This is a genomic window from Agrobacterium vaccinii (genome assembly GCF_021310995.1).
Taxonomy (GTDB): Bacteria; Pseudomonadota; Alphaproteobacteria; order Rhizobiales; family Rhizobiaceae; genus Agrobacterium; species Agrobacterium vaccinii.
Map to the genome: position 1 here is coordinate 2,908,321 of NZ_CP054150.1, position 15,158 is coordinate 2,923,478.

Genomic DNA, 15,158 nt, shown 5'->3' on the forward strand with positions numbered 1-15,158 from the left:
TATCAACACTTGTCGGGACGCAGGCGGAAAATAACGCCATAGCCCCTTCAATAGAAAGTAACGATGGGGTGAGTGCCGATCAAGTCGCATCCGCACTCTGATACCTCATGCCGGAACGCCTTGATGAAGGCGAAACAACCGGACACACAAAAACGCCGGGATCACTCCCGGCGTTCTCGTTTTCAATCATTGCAAAGGCTTATGACGCCAGATCGCGAAGAACGGTCTGGAGAATGCCGCCATTGTTCATGTAGATCACTTCGTCCAGCGTATCGATGCGGCAAAGCAGAGGAACGTCCTTCACCGTGCCGTCGGCATAGGTGATCTTCGCAATCTTCGTTTCGCGCGGCTTGATATCGCCTTCGAGGCCTTCGATGGTCACGGTCTCGTCACCCTTCAGGTCGAGGCTTGCCCATGTCGTGCCTTCAGCAAGCGTGAACGGAACGACGCCCATGCCCACCAGGTTGGAGCGGTGGATACGCTCGAAGGACTGCGCAACGACAGCCTTTACGCCGAGCAGGTTCGTGCCCTTTGCAGCCCAGTCACGGGAAGAGCCGTTACCATATTCGACGCCAGCGAAGATCACGAGCGGAACGCCCTCGGCCTTGTACTGCATGGCCGCATCGTAAATCGACATCTCATTCTTGGACGGATAATGGATGGTGAAGCCACCTTCCTTGCCGTTTGGCCCAAGCATGTGGTTGCGAATACGGATGTTGGCGAACGTGCCGCGCATCATCACTTCGTGGTTACCACGACGCGTGCCGTACTGGTTGAAGTCGGCAACCGCCACGCCATTTTCGGTGAGGTATGCACCGGCAGGGGAAGCAGCCTTGATCGAACCAGCCGGAGAAATGTGGTCGGTGGTGATCTTGTCGCCGAAGAGACCGAGAACGCGCGCGCCCTTGATGTTCTTCAGGCCCGTGCCGGTCTTGCCCATGCCCACGAAGTAAGGTGGGTTCTGAACGTAGGTCGACTTGTCGTCCCAGGCATAGGTCTGGCCCGGCGGAACCTGAACGGCCTGCCAGTTTTCATCGCCCTTGAACACGTCGGCATATTTGGACTCGTAGAGTTCGCGCGTCACGTATTTCAGGATGAATTCCTGGATTTCGGCAGATGTCGGCCAGATGTCCTTGAGGTAGACAGGGTTACCGTCCTGATCTTCGCCGAGAGGCTCGGTGGTGAGGTCCTTCTGAACCGTACCGGCCAGCGCGTAAGCGACGACGAGCGGCGGGGAGGCAAGGTAGTTCGCCTGAACGTCGGGCGAGATACGGCCTTCGAAGTTACGGTTGCCGGAGAGAACGCCAGCTGTGATCAGACCCTTGTCGTTGATGGTCTTGGAAATCGGCGCAGGCAGCGGACCGGAGTTGCCGATGCAGGTCGTGCAGCCGAAGCCGACGAGGTTGAAGCCGATGGCATCCAAATCCTTCTGAAGACCGGACTTTTCCAGATATTCTCCAACGACCTGAGATCCCGGTGCCAGCGATGTCTTGACCCAGGGCTTGGATGTCAGACCCTTGGCCACTGCATTGCGGGCCAGAAGTCCGGCAGCAATCAGAACCGATGGGTTGGACGTGTTGGTGCACGACGTGATCGCAGCAATCGCGACGTCGCCATGGCCCAGATCGAAGTCCGTGCCTTCGACAGGATAGCGGTTGTCGAGCTGGCCTGGCTTCTTGTAGTCGCCTTCGAGCGCAGTTGCAAAGCCGGAGGCGATGCCTTCCAGCGAGATGCGGCCTTCTGGACGCTTTGGACCGGCCATGGATGGCACGACGTCGCCGAGGTCGAGTTCCAGCGTGTCGGTGAAGACGAGTTCGGCGCCGTCGCCGGTGCGCCACATGTCCTGTGCCTTGGAATAGGCTTCGACCAGCGCGATGCGGTCCTTGGTGCGGCCAGACATGGTGAGATAGTTGATGGTTTCGCCGTCAACCGGGAAGAAGCCGCAGGTCGCGCCGTATTCCGGGCCCATATTGCCGATGGTGGCGCGGTCGGCCAGCGTCATCGAATCAAGGCCGGGGCCGAAGAACTCGACGAACTTGGAAACAACGCCCTTCTTGCGCAGCATCTGCACGACTGTGAGCACGAGGTCGGTGGCTGTCACGCCTTCCTTGACCTTGCCCGTCAGCTTGAAGCCGATGACTTCAGGCAGAAGCATGGAGACCGGCTGGCCGAGCATGGCCGCTTCGGCCTCGATACCGCCCACGCCCCAGCCCAGAACGCCCAGACCGTTGATCATGGTCGTGTGGCTGTCGGTGCCGACGCATGTATCCGGGTAAGCGATGGTTTCGCCGTCTTCTTCCTTGGTCCAGACAGTCTGGCCAAGATATTCGAGGTTCACCTGGTGACAGATACCTGTGCCGGGTGGAACGACGCGGAAGTTCTGGAACGCCTGCTGGCCCCACTTCAGGAAGCGATAACGCTCGCCATTGCGCTGATATTCCAGCTCGACGTTGCGGGCAAAGGCGTTCGGCGTGCCGAATTCGTCGACAATGACGGAGTGGTCGATGACGAGATCGACAGGAACCAGCGGGTTGATCTTTTCAGGATCGCCACCCAGAGCCACCATCGCATCGCGCATGGCAGCAAGGTCGACCACGGCTGGAACGCCGGTAAAGTCCTGCATCAGAACGCGGGCAGGGCGGTAGGCGATTTCGTTTTCGACGCGGCCCTTGTTGTTGAGCCAGTCGGCAACAGCCGTGATGTGCTCCTTGGTAACGGTCTGGCCGTCTTCAAAGCGTAGCAGGTTCTCAAGCAGAACCTTCATCGAGTATGGAAGCTTGGAAACGCCTGTCAGGCCATTGGCTTCCGCCTTTGGCAGGCTGAAATAAACATAGTCCTTACCGTCAACGGTAAGAACGGAACGACAATTGAAACTGTCTAGAGATTTAGCCACGGATAAAACCCCGCTTCCTCTGATAGCCAACACGCGCGTGCGGACACCAATGCACTGAAGCACATCAGGATGCGGGTACGGTCATTTCCGCTGTCCGCACGAGAAGCTGCTTTCGCAACCTTCAGGTCCGGCGCTGTATGATGATCACGCCGACCGCTGGCGTGGTTGACACCCATATAGATAATTTCTCAGAAACGTGCCAGACCGGAAAAAGACCTAAATCGATTTTTTTCCCATTGAGATGATTAAAATCTTAAACGAGATGAACCCATGCTGCTGACAGCAGAAAATCTATCCGCCCGCCGCGGTGAAGATTTCATATTCATGAACGTTTCCCTCAAGTTAACGAGCGGTCAGGCATTGGTGCTGACGGGACCGAACGGCTCTGGAAAATCCACGCTGTTGCGCGTGCTTTCAGGGCTGCTACGACCCGAAACGGGAACCGTAAAGATAGCCGGCGAAGGGATAGAGTCCGGCACCGGCGCGCCGGAAGCCAGCCACTATCTTGGTCACCGCAACGCCATGAAGCAGGAACTGACGGTTTTCGAAAATCTTCGTTTCTGGAAAGACTTTCTCGGCGATTTCACTGGCGGCACCTCGCTGCTCATCGAAGACGCCGCCGAAACGGTCGGTCTCTCCGGAATCACCCACCTGCCCTTCGGTTATCTTTCCGCCGGACAGCAACGGCGATTCGCCATGGCCAAGTTGCTGGTTGCATGGCGACCGATCTGGATACTGGACGAGCCGACGGCGGCGCTGGATGCCAGCGCGGATGTGATGTTCACGGGGCTGGTGGAGGCGCATTTGACGAAGGGCGGCATTGTGATTGCTGCGACCCATCAATCGCTTGGGTTGGAGGGTGCGCAGGAGTTGCGGATGACGGGGTTTGCTGGAGTGGAGGCGGTTTGGTGATTGTCGAGTTTGCTGCTACCCCCCTCTGCCCTGCCGGGCATCTCCCCCACAGGTGGGGAGATCGACTCGTTGCTTCCTTTCGGCCATCTCTCGCGTCGAGAGTGAAGTTGCGTCAGAGCGCCCAGCCGATCTCCCTCCTTGTGGGGGAGATGCCCGGCAGGGCAGAGGGGGGTAGCGACATACTCGACGCCGAGCCTTTATCTCTTCGTCAGGGCGCTTCAATACGAGGGAATACCACCCCATGACCGCCCTCTTCCTCCGCGACCTCAAACTTTCCATCCGCGCCGGCGGCGGTGCGCTCATCGGTGTCCTCTTCTTCATGACCGTCGTTGCCGTCATTCCCTTCGGCGTAGGTCCCGACCTCAATCTGCTGTCGCGGATCGGCCCCGCCATCGTCTGGATCGGGGCACTTCTCGCCGCTCTCCTCGGCCTCGATCGTCTGTTTCAGGCCGAACGCGACGATGGCTCGCTCGATCTCATCCTGATGCAAGAGAACCCGCTCGTTCTCACCGTTCTGGTCAAATGCCTGGCGCACTGGACCGCCACCAGCCTGCCGCTGGTCATCGCATCGCCATTGCTGGGCCTGTTCATGAATATGAGCGAGGTGGCCATCGGTGCCGTTATGCTGACCTTGCTGGTCGGATCACCAGCGCTGACCTTCATCGGCGCAGTTGGAGCAGCAGTCGCGGTGGCGCTTCCGCGTGGTGGATTGCTGGTGTCCATCCTCGTTCTGCCGCTGTGCATTCCGGTGCTGATCTTCGGCGTCAGCGCATCCTATGCTGCCGTTCAAGACCCCGCTCCTTTCATGCCGCCGTTTCTCATTCTCATTGCGATCACGCTCTTTTCATCAGTGGTCGGACCGTTCTTCGCGGCTTTGGCATTACGCAGTTCCGTGGATTGATAAGGATCAATTGCAGCCGTGCTGCTCTGCCTGTAGAAAGACGCCATGACCAATACGAGCCTTGCCATGACCAAGTTCAGTGATCTTGCCAACCCGACGCGGTTTCTGGCATTGGCCGCGCGGCTTTTGCCCTGGTTGGCGGCTCTTTCGGCGCTCTGTCTTGCCGTTGGCCTCTATCTCGCCTTTACCACCGATAGCGATTACCAGCAGGGCAACACGGTGCGCATCATGTATGTGCATGTGCCAGCCGCCTGGCTGTCGATGATGTGTTATACGGTGATGGCAGCGTCCGCCATCGGCACGCTGGTCTGGCGTCACCCGCTAGCCGATGTCGCCCACCGGTCCGCCGCTCCAATCGGTGCAGCCTTCACACTGATCGCGCTCGTTACTGGCTCCCTCTGGGGCAAGCCGATGTGGGGCACGTGGTGGGTGTGGGATGCGCGATTGACCTCCGTTTTCATTCTGTTTCTGATGTATCTGGGCCTCATCGCCTTCAACAAGGCGATGGACGATCCGTCCAAGGCGGCCCGGGTCAGCGCGGTTCTGATCCTCGTCGGCTTCGTCAATATTCCCATCATCAAATTCTCGGTCGAATGGTGGAATACGCTGCATCAGCCTGCGAGCGTTTTGCGCCTGAGCGGCCCGGCGATTGCGCCCGAATTCCTGTGGCCGCTGCTGATCATGGCCCTAGGTTTCACTCTCCTGTTTTTCACCCTGCACATCGCCGCCATCCGCAATGAAATCTGGCGCAGACGCGTTGCGGCGCAGCGCCGTTTGGCTGCGCGCATGGCAGGCAAGGATCGCGCAAAGCCATGAGTCACGCTTTCTATATCGGTATGTCCTACGGCCTGACCGGCCTGATCGTTGCTGCCCTCATCGCTTGGGTCTGGCTGGATGGCCGTGCCCGCAAGCGTGAAATGGCCGAGCTCGAAGCCTCCGGCATCCGCCGCCGGTCTCGGCCCGCACCGGTCAATGGAGCCTCGTCATGACCAAGGATATGCGTAGCGGCACCGCTTCGTCGGGCAAAAAGACGCGCTCTTTTCTGGCGCTTCTGCCCCTGCTGGCCTTCGCCGGTTTTGCCGCCATTGCCGCCAAGATGCTATACGAGCAGGATGTGAATGGCCTCGATGTCAGCGCCATTCCCTCAGCTCTCATCAATACCAAGGCACCATCGCTGGCACTGCCGCCCTTGGAGGGCTCAGGCCTTCCGGCTCTCACCGATGCTGCCATCAAAGGCAAGGTGACGCTGGTCAATGTCTTTGCGTCGTGGTGCGTGCCGTGTCGGCAGGAACATCCGATGTTGAAGGAAATGTCGAAGGACGAGCGGCTGAATGTCGTCGGCATCAATTACAAGGACAAGTCCGAAAACGCCCTGAAGTTTCTGGGAGAACTGGGCAATCCCTACGACGCCATCGGCATCGATCCGAACGGCAAGGCCGCCATCGACTGGGGTGTCTATGGCATTCCCGAGACGTATCTGGTCGGCAAGGACGGCACCATCGTCTACAAGAAGGTCGGCCCGATCGACGCGGCGGCCTATGAGCGCGACATCATACCGGCCATCGAAAGAGCCATCGCAGGCGACTGAGCCACAGGCTGATTTTCACGAAGCAGGAAGGGCGTTCTGCCATTCCTTGATAGCGTCGATCGGCGCAACCAGCATCAGCACATTCAGCGTCAGATTATCGCGGATCAGCCAGCCGGTGAAAATCTCGAAGACGATGGCGACGAGAATGGTCAGCCAGATCGGTACGCGGGCGGCGAAGAAGAAGCCGACCACCATGAACACAGTGTCCATCGCCGAATTCAAGATGCTGTCGCCGCTATAGCCGAGTGCCATGGTGGCGGTGCGGTAGCGGTCGATGATGATGGGCGAATTTTCGAGCAGTTCCCACGCAGCCTCGATCAGAACCGCGAATGACAGGCGCATTCCGATGGTCTGCTTGCGAAACAGCAGCCATGCCAGGCCGTAGAACAGGAAGCCGTGGATGATGTGCGACGGTGTGTACCAGTCGGCCAGATGCTGCGAATTGCCAGGCGTGTTCACGCCCGGTTCGAACAGCTTCACATAACCGCATTCGCAGATGGGCACGCGTCCCATGAAATACAGAATGACGATTTGCGCGAGTAGCAAAGCCGCCGCGATACCGAACCATTTGTAGGAAGACGAACGCGACGCAGACATTTCACCAAGGGTCATTTCTTGTCTTTCGTCAGCGGCTCGATGGAGTGGCGCATGATCAGCGGCATCTGGGCCATGGTGAAAATGACGGTGATCGGCATAGTGCCCCAGACCTTGAAGGCGACCCAGGTATCGGTCGAGAAGCCGCGCCAGACGACTTCGTTGAGGACGGCGAGGAACAGGAAGAAGAAGCCCCAGCGGAATGTCAGCTTGCGCCAGCCCTCGTCATTCAGCTTGAAGGCCGAGTTGAAGACGTAGCCAAGCAGCGATTGGCCGAACAGCAGGCCACCCAGCAGGATCACGCCGAAAAGAGTGTTGACGATGGTCGGCTTCATCTTGATGAAGGTATCGTTCTGGAGATAGAGCGTCAGCGCGCCGAAGACGAGCACGACGATACCCGAGATCAGCGGCATCATCGGCAGGGTGCGCGTCAAAATCCACGAGACGGTCAAGGCCAGTATCGTCGCGATCATGAAGAGGCCGGTGGCGATGAAGATCGGACCGCCGAATTCGGTCAGAACAGGCAGCTTCTGAGCCAGCCATTCACCTCTGGAATTGGCGAAGAAGAAGACCAGCAAGGGGCCCAGCTCCAGCACGAATTTCAGCAGCGGGCTGATCTCGCGCACCATTTTCTCGCTTTCGCGCTGATTGCTTTCCACGTCCATACTCAAACTCCTGCAATCGCTTTCGCGAAATCTTCCGCCTCGAACGGCTCCAGATCGTCGACACCTTCGCCGACGCCGATGAAATAGACCGGCAGTTTGTGCTTGGCAGCGATAGCAACGAGAATACCGCCGCGCGCCGTGCCATCCAATTTTGTCATTATGAGGCCTGAGACACCCGCGACGTTGCGGAAAATCTCGACCTGATTGAGCGCATTCTGTCCGGTCGTCGCATCCAGCGTCTGCAAGACGGTGTGCGGCGCATCGGGATCGAGCTTAGCCAGCACGCGCACGATCTTCTCGAGTTCGGCCATCAACTCGGTCTTGTTCTGCAAACGGCCAGCCGTATCGATGATCAGCACATCGCTTTTCTTCGCCCGCGCCTGCTCATAGGCATCGTAAGCGAGACCCGCCGCATCGGCACCCAGCTTGGTGCCGATGAATTCCGAGGCGGTGCGGTCGGCCCAAATCTTCAGCTGCTCAATGGCCGCAGCGCGGAACGTATCTCCCGCCGCCAGCATGACCTTGAGGCCGGAACCGGACAGCTTTGCCGCCAGCTTGCCGATGGTTGTCGTCTTGCCGGTGCCATTGACGCCGACGACGAGGATGACATGCGGCTTGTGCGACAGATCGAGCTCCAGCGGCTTGGCAACCGGGGCCAGAACCTTGGTGATCTCACCCGCCATGATGCGGGCCACGTCCTCGCCGCTGACATCCTTGCCGTAGCGTTCCGATGACAAAGCGCCGGTGATGCGCATGGCGGTTTCCAGACCGAGATCCGATTGGATCAGCAGATCTTCCAGCTCATCCAGCGTGTCTTCATCCAGCTTGCGCTTGGTGAAGAGGGCCGAAATCTGGCTGGTCAGTTGCGATGAGGTCCGCGAGAGACCGGCGCGCAGGCGCTGGAACCATGTCAGCTTGACCTCAGGCGTGGGCTCCACGGGCAGGACCCGGTCGCTTGCCGATGAAAAGCCCTTGGGGAGAGCACCGGATGGGGCGGTGGCGGCAGGCTCTTCGACACCGGCGGCTTCCGCCTGCGCCAGAATATCATCCATGGCATCGACATCGAGCGGCGCGTCGGCGGCAACGCCCTCCACGGTAACAAGCGGCTGTTCGTCGGCTTCTGCCTCTGCTTGTAGCAACGACAGCGGCACCATTCCGATATCGCCGACCTGCTCCGGGCCCGGCAGAAGCGGCGCTTCCTCGTCCGGCTCATCATCCGCTGCGACCGCATCATCAACTACGTCATCCGGGGCCGGTCCGCCTGCGGTTTCCATCTCGATATCGGAGACCGGATCGTCGGCGACAGGCGCATGCGCTTCGGCCTCACTCAACACCTCTTCGAAGGTGGTGGGATGCTCGATGCCGGTGCGATTGATCTCGTCAGCGTTCGGCTGGTCCGTTTCGGCCTTGTCCTTGCCGAACGAAAACACTTTTTTGATGAAGCCGAGGGCCATGACTGTTCCGTATCCTTGACGTCAGGCGGCTTGCGCCGACAGACATTGCATATGCAGGTGTTTTCCGTTGTGACCGGTAATCAGCACCTGCGCAAGTGTGCGGGCCTCAAGATCAGGTGTGGCAACGAGAGTGAAATTGTCGGTGTGGGCAAAGCCATTGTTCTCGACCAGGATCGTCTGCGTGGTGCCGACCATGCCGGTGAGATGCGCATCCCGCAAGGCTTCGCCGCGCTGGCGCAGTCGTGCCGCCCGCTGCTTGATCAGCCCACGGTCCAGTTGCGGCATACGCGCGGCGGGCGTGCCGGGGCGCGGGCTGTAAGGGAAAACGTGCAGGTTGGAAATGCCGCATTCTTCCGCAAGGGTCGCGGCGTTTTCAAACATCTCCTCGGTTTCCGTTGGGAAACCGGCGATCATATCCGCACCAAAAGCGATTTCAGGTCGCAGGCGTCTGACCACGTCGCAGAAGGCAATGGCATCGGCGCGCATGTGGCGGCGCTTCATGCGCTTGAGGATCATGTCATCGCCATGCTGGAGCGACAGATGCAGATGCGGCATGAAGCGCGGCTCATCGGCAATGAGATCGAGCAGGTGCCGGTCCACTTCGATACTGTCGATGGAGGAGAGCCGCAGCCGCAGGATATCCGGCACCTGTTTCAGCAGGGTCTTGGCGAGATAGCCCAGAGATGGCTCGCCCGGCAGATCGGCCCCGTAGCTGGTGGCATCGACACCCGTCAGCACGATTTCGCGGTAGCCGTTTTCCGTCAGCTTGCGGGCTTGTTCGACCACGGCCCCCATGGGCACGGAGCGGGAATTGCCGCGTCCATAGGGAATGACGCAGAAGGTGCAGCGGTGATCGCAACCGTTCTGCACCTGAATGAAGGCGCGAACGTGCCCATCAATGTGCTTGATCATCTGCGGCGCGGTGGCGCGCACGCTCATGATATCGTTGACGCGCAGCTTTTCTTCCGCCGATACGCCGAAATCCGGGAGCGAGCGGTAAGAGGCGCTTTTGAGCTTTTCCTCATTGCCCAGAACGGCATCGACTTCCGGCATTTCGGCAAAAGTCTGCTTTTCCGTCTGCGCGGCGCAGCCGGTGACGATGATGCGGGCGTGGGGATTTTCCCGTCGGGCGCGGCGAATGGCGGACCGCGCCTGACGCACGGCCTCGCCCGTGACGGCGCAGGTGTTGACCAGCACGGCATTGTTTAGCCCCGCCTTTTCGGCCTCAGCCCGCATCACTTCCGATTCGTAGGTGTTGAGGCGGCAGCCGAAGGTTATGACCTCGACGCCACTCATACGGCCGCCTGTTCCGGCGCCGTATCGCGGGTCCATGTGCCGGTGACGGGATCGACGGTGCCAGCCCATTCCCATTCGGCAGGGCCGGTCATGACGACGTGATTGTCTTTGCGCCATTCGATGGTCAGCGGAATGCGAACCGGGCTGGAAGCGACGTCGATCTCGACGCTGCGTCCCGTTCTGCCGGTGCGGGCAGCGGACACGGCAGCGGCACAAGCGGCGGAACCGCATGCCAGCGTCAGGCCTGCACCACGCTCGAAGGTGCGGGTGCGCAACCTGCTATCGGAGATGACCTGCGCCAGCGTGATATTTGCCTTTTCGGGAAACATCGGGTGGTTTTCCAGCAGCGGACCGAAGCGCTCCAGATCGAACTCCATCGGGTCGCTATTGACCCAGAACACCGCGTGCGGATTGCCCATCGACATGACGGCGGGCGAATGCAGCACGGGGTTGTCGATCGGCCCGATCTGAAGCTCGATGCGGCTGGTATCGTGGAATTCTTCCGACAGCGGAATGTCGTTCCAGGCGAAGCGCGGCATGCCCATATCGACCGATATCATGCCGTCTTCGTGTTCGCTGGCGTTCAAAATGCCCGCCACGGTCTGGAAGGTGAAGGTCTTCTTGCCGGTCTCGGATGCCAGCGCCTGCACCACGCAGCGTGTACCATTGCCGCAGGCCTGCGCCTTGGTGCCATCGCAATTGAGGATGTCGATATAGGCATCGGTGCCGTGGGCGCGCGGATCGTGGATGGCCATGATCTGGTCGAAAGCGGTCTGCGCATCCGCATTCAGCGCAATCGCCGCCTGCGGGGTCACCATGTCCTTGCGGCCGCGCATATCGACAACCAGGATCTTGTTGCCAAGCCCGTTCATCTTCGCGAATTCGACCGTGTTTGTCATGGTGTGGGACCTGCATAATCGTTTTGGGGCACACTGTGCCCGGTTTTGCCTTTATATGGCGGAATTGAGAGAGAATTACCAGTGTGGGGGCGGTTTTGGGTTGGCGTGTTTTGGTGGGATCACTGGGTGTGGCTTACTCTGCGCTCTCAATAAGGTAGGGCTGCCTCACCCACCGCCCTCATGCTGAGGTGCTTTGGCCGAAGGACAAAGCCTCGAAGCATCCGCCGCATACTCCTGCCCAAGCCCGCAATCCTCGTCCTTCGAGGCCCCTGCGGGGCGCCTCAGGATGAGGGTTGCTACCGGTGTGCCCTTTACGTGGCAACTTCTTCGGCAATCATGAGGGTGAGGGTTGCTGCGTTGCGGCCTGCATCATCGCCAGAGCATTCCTCATAACTGCTCGCATCCCGCGTTGGTCCGGTATTGGAGAGGGAAGCCACACCCACCGCCCTCATGCTGAGGTGCTTTGGCCGAAGGGCAAAGCCTCGAAGCATCCGCCGCATTCTGTAACTAAGCCCGCAACCCTCGCCCTTCGAGGCCCCTGCGGGGCACCTCAGGATGAGGGTTGCTGCGTTGCGGCCCTTTGCGTGGCACCTCCTTCGGCTCTCATGGTGGTGAGGGTTGCTGCCTGCGGCCTGCATCATCGCCAAGCATTCCTCCTACATGGTCGCATTCCGCGTTGGTCCGGTATTGGAGAGGGCAACCTCACCCACCGCCCTCATGCTGAGGTGCTTTGGCCGAAGGGCAAAGCCTCGAAGCATCCGCCGCATACTCCTGCCCTAAGCCCGCAACCCCCGTCCTTCGAGGCCCCTGCGGGGCACCTCAGGATGAGGGTTGCTCCTCACCAAACCCATCGCTATCAAAAACCCCGGCCACCACCCAAACAAGCTTCGCCGTTCACGCGGCAGCACCTGCCCGTGGCTTGACCTTCAATCAGTGTCCATAACCATTCGCGGCCATGGGTATTTCGGACGGGGCGCTGTAAGTTGCCTCGTTGGGTAGTCTAAGAATGGCACCTCGCAGCGCCCCGTTCAGCTCTTTTGGCCAAACAGCGATCCTCTTGCCATGGCTGGCATATCCCGCAGGGCAAGGGGAACCTTGCCGTTGGAACGGTCGGACAAATCAAGGTCCGGCCCTTACCCACCCGGGTGACGGCGGCTTCGTTGCCGAAGTCGTCGCCTGCCAGTTCGGCCACATCTGCCTTCGAGGATGAGAGCGTTCATTCTGACGAAGCGCCCGCAGCCATCGATCCGTTCTCCGCAAGGTGCCACCGGGCGCATTCGCCGATGGCAACCTTGCGGTCCGTCCGCACCCTGTTGCCGGGGTGCGGGGCAGATGCAGCGTGTTCCTGTGTACCGCCTGACTTTCGCTTCAAGCCCCTGCGGTCGCGTTCGACCCGGTGCCGATGAGCTGTCGGTACACCCGGTGGCTGGCGAACCGGACCGCCATGACCCACCCGCAAAACCCGAAACGGTGTTTTGCGGCTAAGAACATGCCGGGCCGATCAGGACATTGGAAAGGCTGCGACAGCCGGTCCGAAACCGCCGCCACCTTTCTCCCGTCCCACCGGGGAGATCGCTGCTCGACCCCGATGGCAAAGAGGATGCGTAACCTCCTTGCCACCAGCGCCGGTCCCGCCTCGCCGCAACGCCTTGCGGTGTATCCGAGGGCGGAACGAGGAGATTGTGCGGGTGATTCGCGCGTCATTGAGAAAGTTGCGGGAGGAATTTTGATGTTTTTTTCGGGATTTGTTTTAAGCTGTTGATTTAGCTTGGAAGTATTTTCGTTGAGGTTTTTTGGGGAGTGCATCGTGAGGTCGGAGGGTGGGGCTTACCCCCCTTGTAACTTCCCTTCACCGTCATTTGGGTGTGTACTGCCCGGTGCGGTGGCGGATGTGAGACCGAAGCCCCTTAGGGACACTAAGCCCGTGGCAGAGCCCGGTCGTGCATCCGCCGTTCCATCGAACCCGAACAGTCGCCAGGGCCGCTTGCGCACGCAAAGCCCGCTTAGGCAAGGATGGGATAAGATGGATATAATCGTTGGTATAGATGTCTCCAAGGATAGCCTCGACGTTGCGGTTTCACCCTCAGGTACAAGCTTTTTCGTCGGGAACGACCATGACGGCATCGAAGAGCTGGTGAAGCGCCTCAAGGCGGAAAAGGTTGATCTCGTGGCCGTGGAGGCGACGGGCGGCTTCGAAACGCTGGCGGTGGCAAAGCTTGCGGCGTGCGACATCTGCGTGATCGTCGTCAACCCGGCGCAGGTCCGGGCCTATGCCAACGCCATCGGTCGGCGTGCCAAGACCGATGCGATCGATGCAGCCCTGATTGCCGCTTTCGTCGTGGCGACGAAACCGCAGATCCGGTCGCTGCCCGATGCGCAAACCCAGGCGTTATCGGCCCTTGTCGATCGCAGACGGCAGATCGTTCAGATGATCGTGGCCGAAGAGAACCGGTTGCGGATGGCGTTGGACAAGACCACCCACAAAAGCATCAAACGGTTGTTGGCTGCGCTCAACCGCGAGAAGGACAGCATTGACACGGATATGGATGAGCATATCCGCAAGTCCCCCTTGTGGCGTGTGCGCGAAGCACTGCTGACCTCGGTTCCAGGTGTCGGGCGGGCCACGGCACGCACGCTTCTGGCCGAAATGCCGGAACTTGGCAGCCTCAACCGCCGACAGATCGCATCCCTTGCGGGACTGGCACCATGGACGCGGCAATCGGGCAAGTGGAAAGGCAAGAGCTTCATCGGTGGCGGGCGCTCCAAGGTGCGGGCGGTGCTGTTCATGGCAGCACTGGTCGCATCTCGCCACAACCCGTTGCTCAAGGAATTCCGCGATCGTCTCGTGGCATCCGGCAAGCCCAAGATCGTCGCCATCGTGGCCACCATGCGCAAGCTACTCACCATCCTCAACGCCATCATCCGGGAGAATAAACCATGGCAAAACGCTTGACTGCCAAGACAGTCGCTCTGCCCTGCCGGGCATCTCCCCCTCAAGGGGGGAGATCAGCAAGACGAATGCTCGCCACTCTTCCCGCAGCGTTCGAGATGGCCGGGCGCCATCCGCGAGTCGATCTCCCCACCTGAGGGGGAGATGCCCGGCAGGGCAGAGGGGGGTAAGCCACACCCACCACCATCAACAAAAAACATACATCCAAAAAACAAAAGGCGGCCCGAAGACCGCCTTTATCCAAATTCCCGAAACCAGGAAAAGCTTATTCAGCTGCGCCTTCGGCAGGCTTTGCAGCCTCTTCAGCGGCCTTTGCCGCTGCGGCTTCTTCGGCTGCCTTGGCTTCAGCAGCTTCTGCTGCGGCCTTTTCAGCGGCCAGAGCCTGTGCTGCTGCAACCTTTTCAGCTTCGATGCGTGCCTTTTCTTCGGCAGCGGCCTGACGCTCGCCGTCGTTGAGCTTGCGGGCGCGAACGCCGGTGTCTTCAACGATACGGGCAGACTTGCCGCGACGGTCGCGCAGGTAGTAGAGCTTGGCGCGACGGACCTTACCGCGACGAACGATTTCAACGCCTTCGACCAGCGGAGAGTAAACCGGGAATACGCGCTCGACGCCTTCGCCATAGGAAATCTTGCGAACGGTGAAGCTCTCGTTGATGCCGCCGCCGGAACGGGCGATCACGACGCCTTCGTAAGCCTGTACACGGGTACGTGTACCTTCCGTTACGCGCACGTTGACGCGAACGGTGTCACCTGGGGAAAATTCTGGAAGCTTGCGCTTCGCTTCGATCTTGGCAGCCTGTTCGGCTTCCAGCTGTTCGATAATGTTGGTCATATTAACCTCTGAGTTCTTCTGAAACAGCCAGAGCGCTCAACTATCATCCCTTGAAACCTGTGTCTCGGGACTATGCCTTGCGGCAGGAGCGGGTTCACCATTCTTTGCTTGCGGTTAAAGGGGCAAACCCCAGTTCCACGCGGGCCATTACAGCAAGACGACGCATTTGTCATC

13 protein-coding genes are annotated in these 15,158 nt (G+C 59.8%); 6 read left to right on the plus strand and 7 right to left on the minus strand.

What is annotated here, in order from left to right; all coding sequences use genetic code 11:
- Positions 1-199: 199 nt before the first annotated feature.
- Positions 200-2,893: an aconitate hydratase AcnA gene (acnA, locus tag HRR99_RS14125; RefSeq protein ID WP_233122175.1), complete on the minus strand. Its 2,694-nt coding sequence runs from the start codon at positions 2,891-2,893 to the stop codon at positions 200-202.
- A 270-nt stretch (positions 2,894-3,163) separates the two neighbouring features.
- On the opposite strand from acnA, the gene ccmA reads away from it, so the two are divergent.
- The 5 genes from ccmA to HRR99_RS14150 all read left to right on the plus strand — a co-directional run bounded on the left by ccmA (position 3,164) and on the right by HRR99_RS14150 (position 6,294).
- Entirely contained in the window at positions 3,164-3,805 is a 642-nt protein-coding gene (gene ccmA, locus HRR99_RS14130) for a heme ABC exporter ATP-binding protein CcmA (RefSeq protein ID WP_233122176.1), read from the plus strand.
- A gap of 241 nt (positions 3,806-4,046) precedes the next feature.
- Entirely contained in the window at positions 4,047-4,706 is a 660-nt protein-coding gene (gene ccmB / locus HRR99_RS14135) for a heme exporter protein CcmB (protein ID WP_112498991.1), read from the plus strand.
- Positions 4,707-4,751: 45 nt separating this feature from the next.
- Entirely contained in the window at positions 4,752-5,522 is a 771-nt protein-coding gene (locus HRR99_RS14140) for a heme ABC transporter permease (protein WP_233122177.1), read from the plus strand.
- The gene (gene ccmD, locus HRR99_RS14145) at positions 5,519-5,695 is read left to right on the plus strand and encodes a heme exporter protein CcmD (RefSeq protein ID WP_233122178.1); all 177 of its coding nucleotides are present in this window, start codon (positions 5,519-5,521) and stop codon (positions 5,693-5,695) included. The genes HRR99_RS14140 and ccmD overlap by 4 nt, the downstream gene beginning before the upstream one ends.
- Positions 5,692-6,294 carry a DsbE family thiol:disulfide interchange protein gene (locus HRR99_RS14150; RefSeq protein WP_233122179.1) on the plus strand — a complete coding sequence of 201 codons (603 nt, stop codon included), beginning with the start codon at positions 5,692-5,694 and terminating at the stop codon, positions 6,292-6,294. The genes ccmD and HRR99_RS14150 overlap by 4 nt, the downstream gene beginning before the upstream one ends.
- Positions 6,295-6,309: 15 nt before the next feature.
- Here the strand turns inward: HRR99_RS14150 and HRR99_RS14155 are convergent, their stop codons facing one another.
- The 5 genes from HRR99_RS14155 to dapF are packed head-to-tail and all read right to left on the minus strand — an operon-like array spanning position 6,310 to position 11,202.
- Positions 6,310-6,906: a DUF2585 domain-containing protein gene (locus tag HRR99_RS14155; protein WP_422387274.1), complete on the minus strand. Its 597-nt coding sequence runs from the start codon at positions 6,904-6,906 to the stop codon at positions 6,310-6,312.
- Positions 6,903-7,553, minus strand: coding sequence for a septation protein A (locus tag HRR99_RS14160; protein WP_111840519.1), 651 nt, complete (start codon positions 7,551-7,553; stop codon positions 6,903-6,905). Before HRR99_RS14160 ends, HRR99_RS14155 begins: the two co-directional genes overlap by 4 nt.
- Positions 7,554-7,555: 2 nt before the next feature.
- The gene (ftsY, locus tag HRR99_RS14165) at positions 7,556-9,007 is read right to left on the minus strand and encodes a signal recognition particle-docking protein FtsY (RefSeq protein ID WP_233122180.1); all 1,452 of its coding nucleotides are present in this window, start codon (positions 9,005-9,007) and stop codon (positions 7,556-7,558) included.
- A gap of 21 nt (positions 9,008-9,028) precedes the next feature.
- Complete coding sequence (gene mtaB, locus HRR99_RS14170) at positions 9,029-10,303, minus strand: tRNA (N(6)-L-threonylcarbamoyladenosine(37)-C(2))-methylthiotransferase MtaB (RefSeq protein WP_233122181.1); 1,275 nt, start codon at positions 10,301-10,303, stop codon at positions 9,029-9,031.
- On the minus strand, positions 10,300-11,202 hold the full coding sequence (dapF, locus tag HRR99_RS14175; RefSeq protein WP_233122182.1) for a diaminopimelate epimerase: 903 nt from the start codon (positions 11,200-11,202) through the stop codon (positions 10,300-10,302). Before dapF ends, mtaB begins: the two co-directional genes overlap by 4 nt.
- Positions 11,203-13,225: 2,023 nt before the next feature.
- Between dapF and HRR99_RS14180 the strand changes: the two genes are divergently transcribed.
- Entirely contained in the window at positions 13,226-14,155 is a 930-nt protein-coding gene (locus HRR99_RS14180; protein ID WP_233122183.1) for an IS110 family RNA-guided transposase, read from the plus strand.
- A gap of 262 nt (positions 14,156-14,417) precedes the next feature.
- Here the strand turns inward: HRR99_RS14180 and rplS are convergent, their stop codons facing one another.
- Positions 14,418-14,984: a 50S ribosomal protein L19 gene (rplS, locus tag HRR99_RS14185; RefSeq protein WP_045230967.1), complete on the minus strand. Its 567-nt coding sequence runs from the start codon at positions 14,982-14,984 to the stop codon at positions 14,418-14,420.
- Between the last annotated feature and the right edge of the window lie 174 nt (positions 14,985-15,158).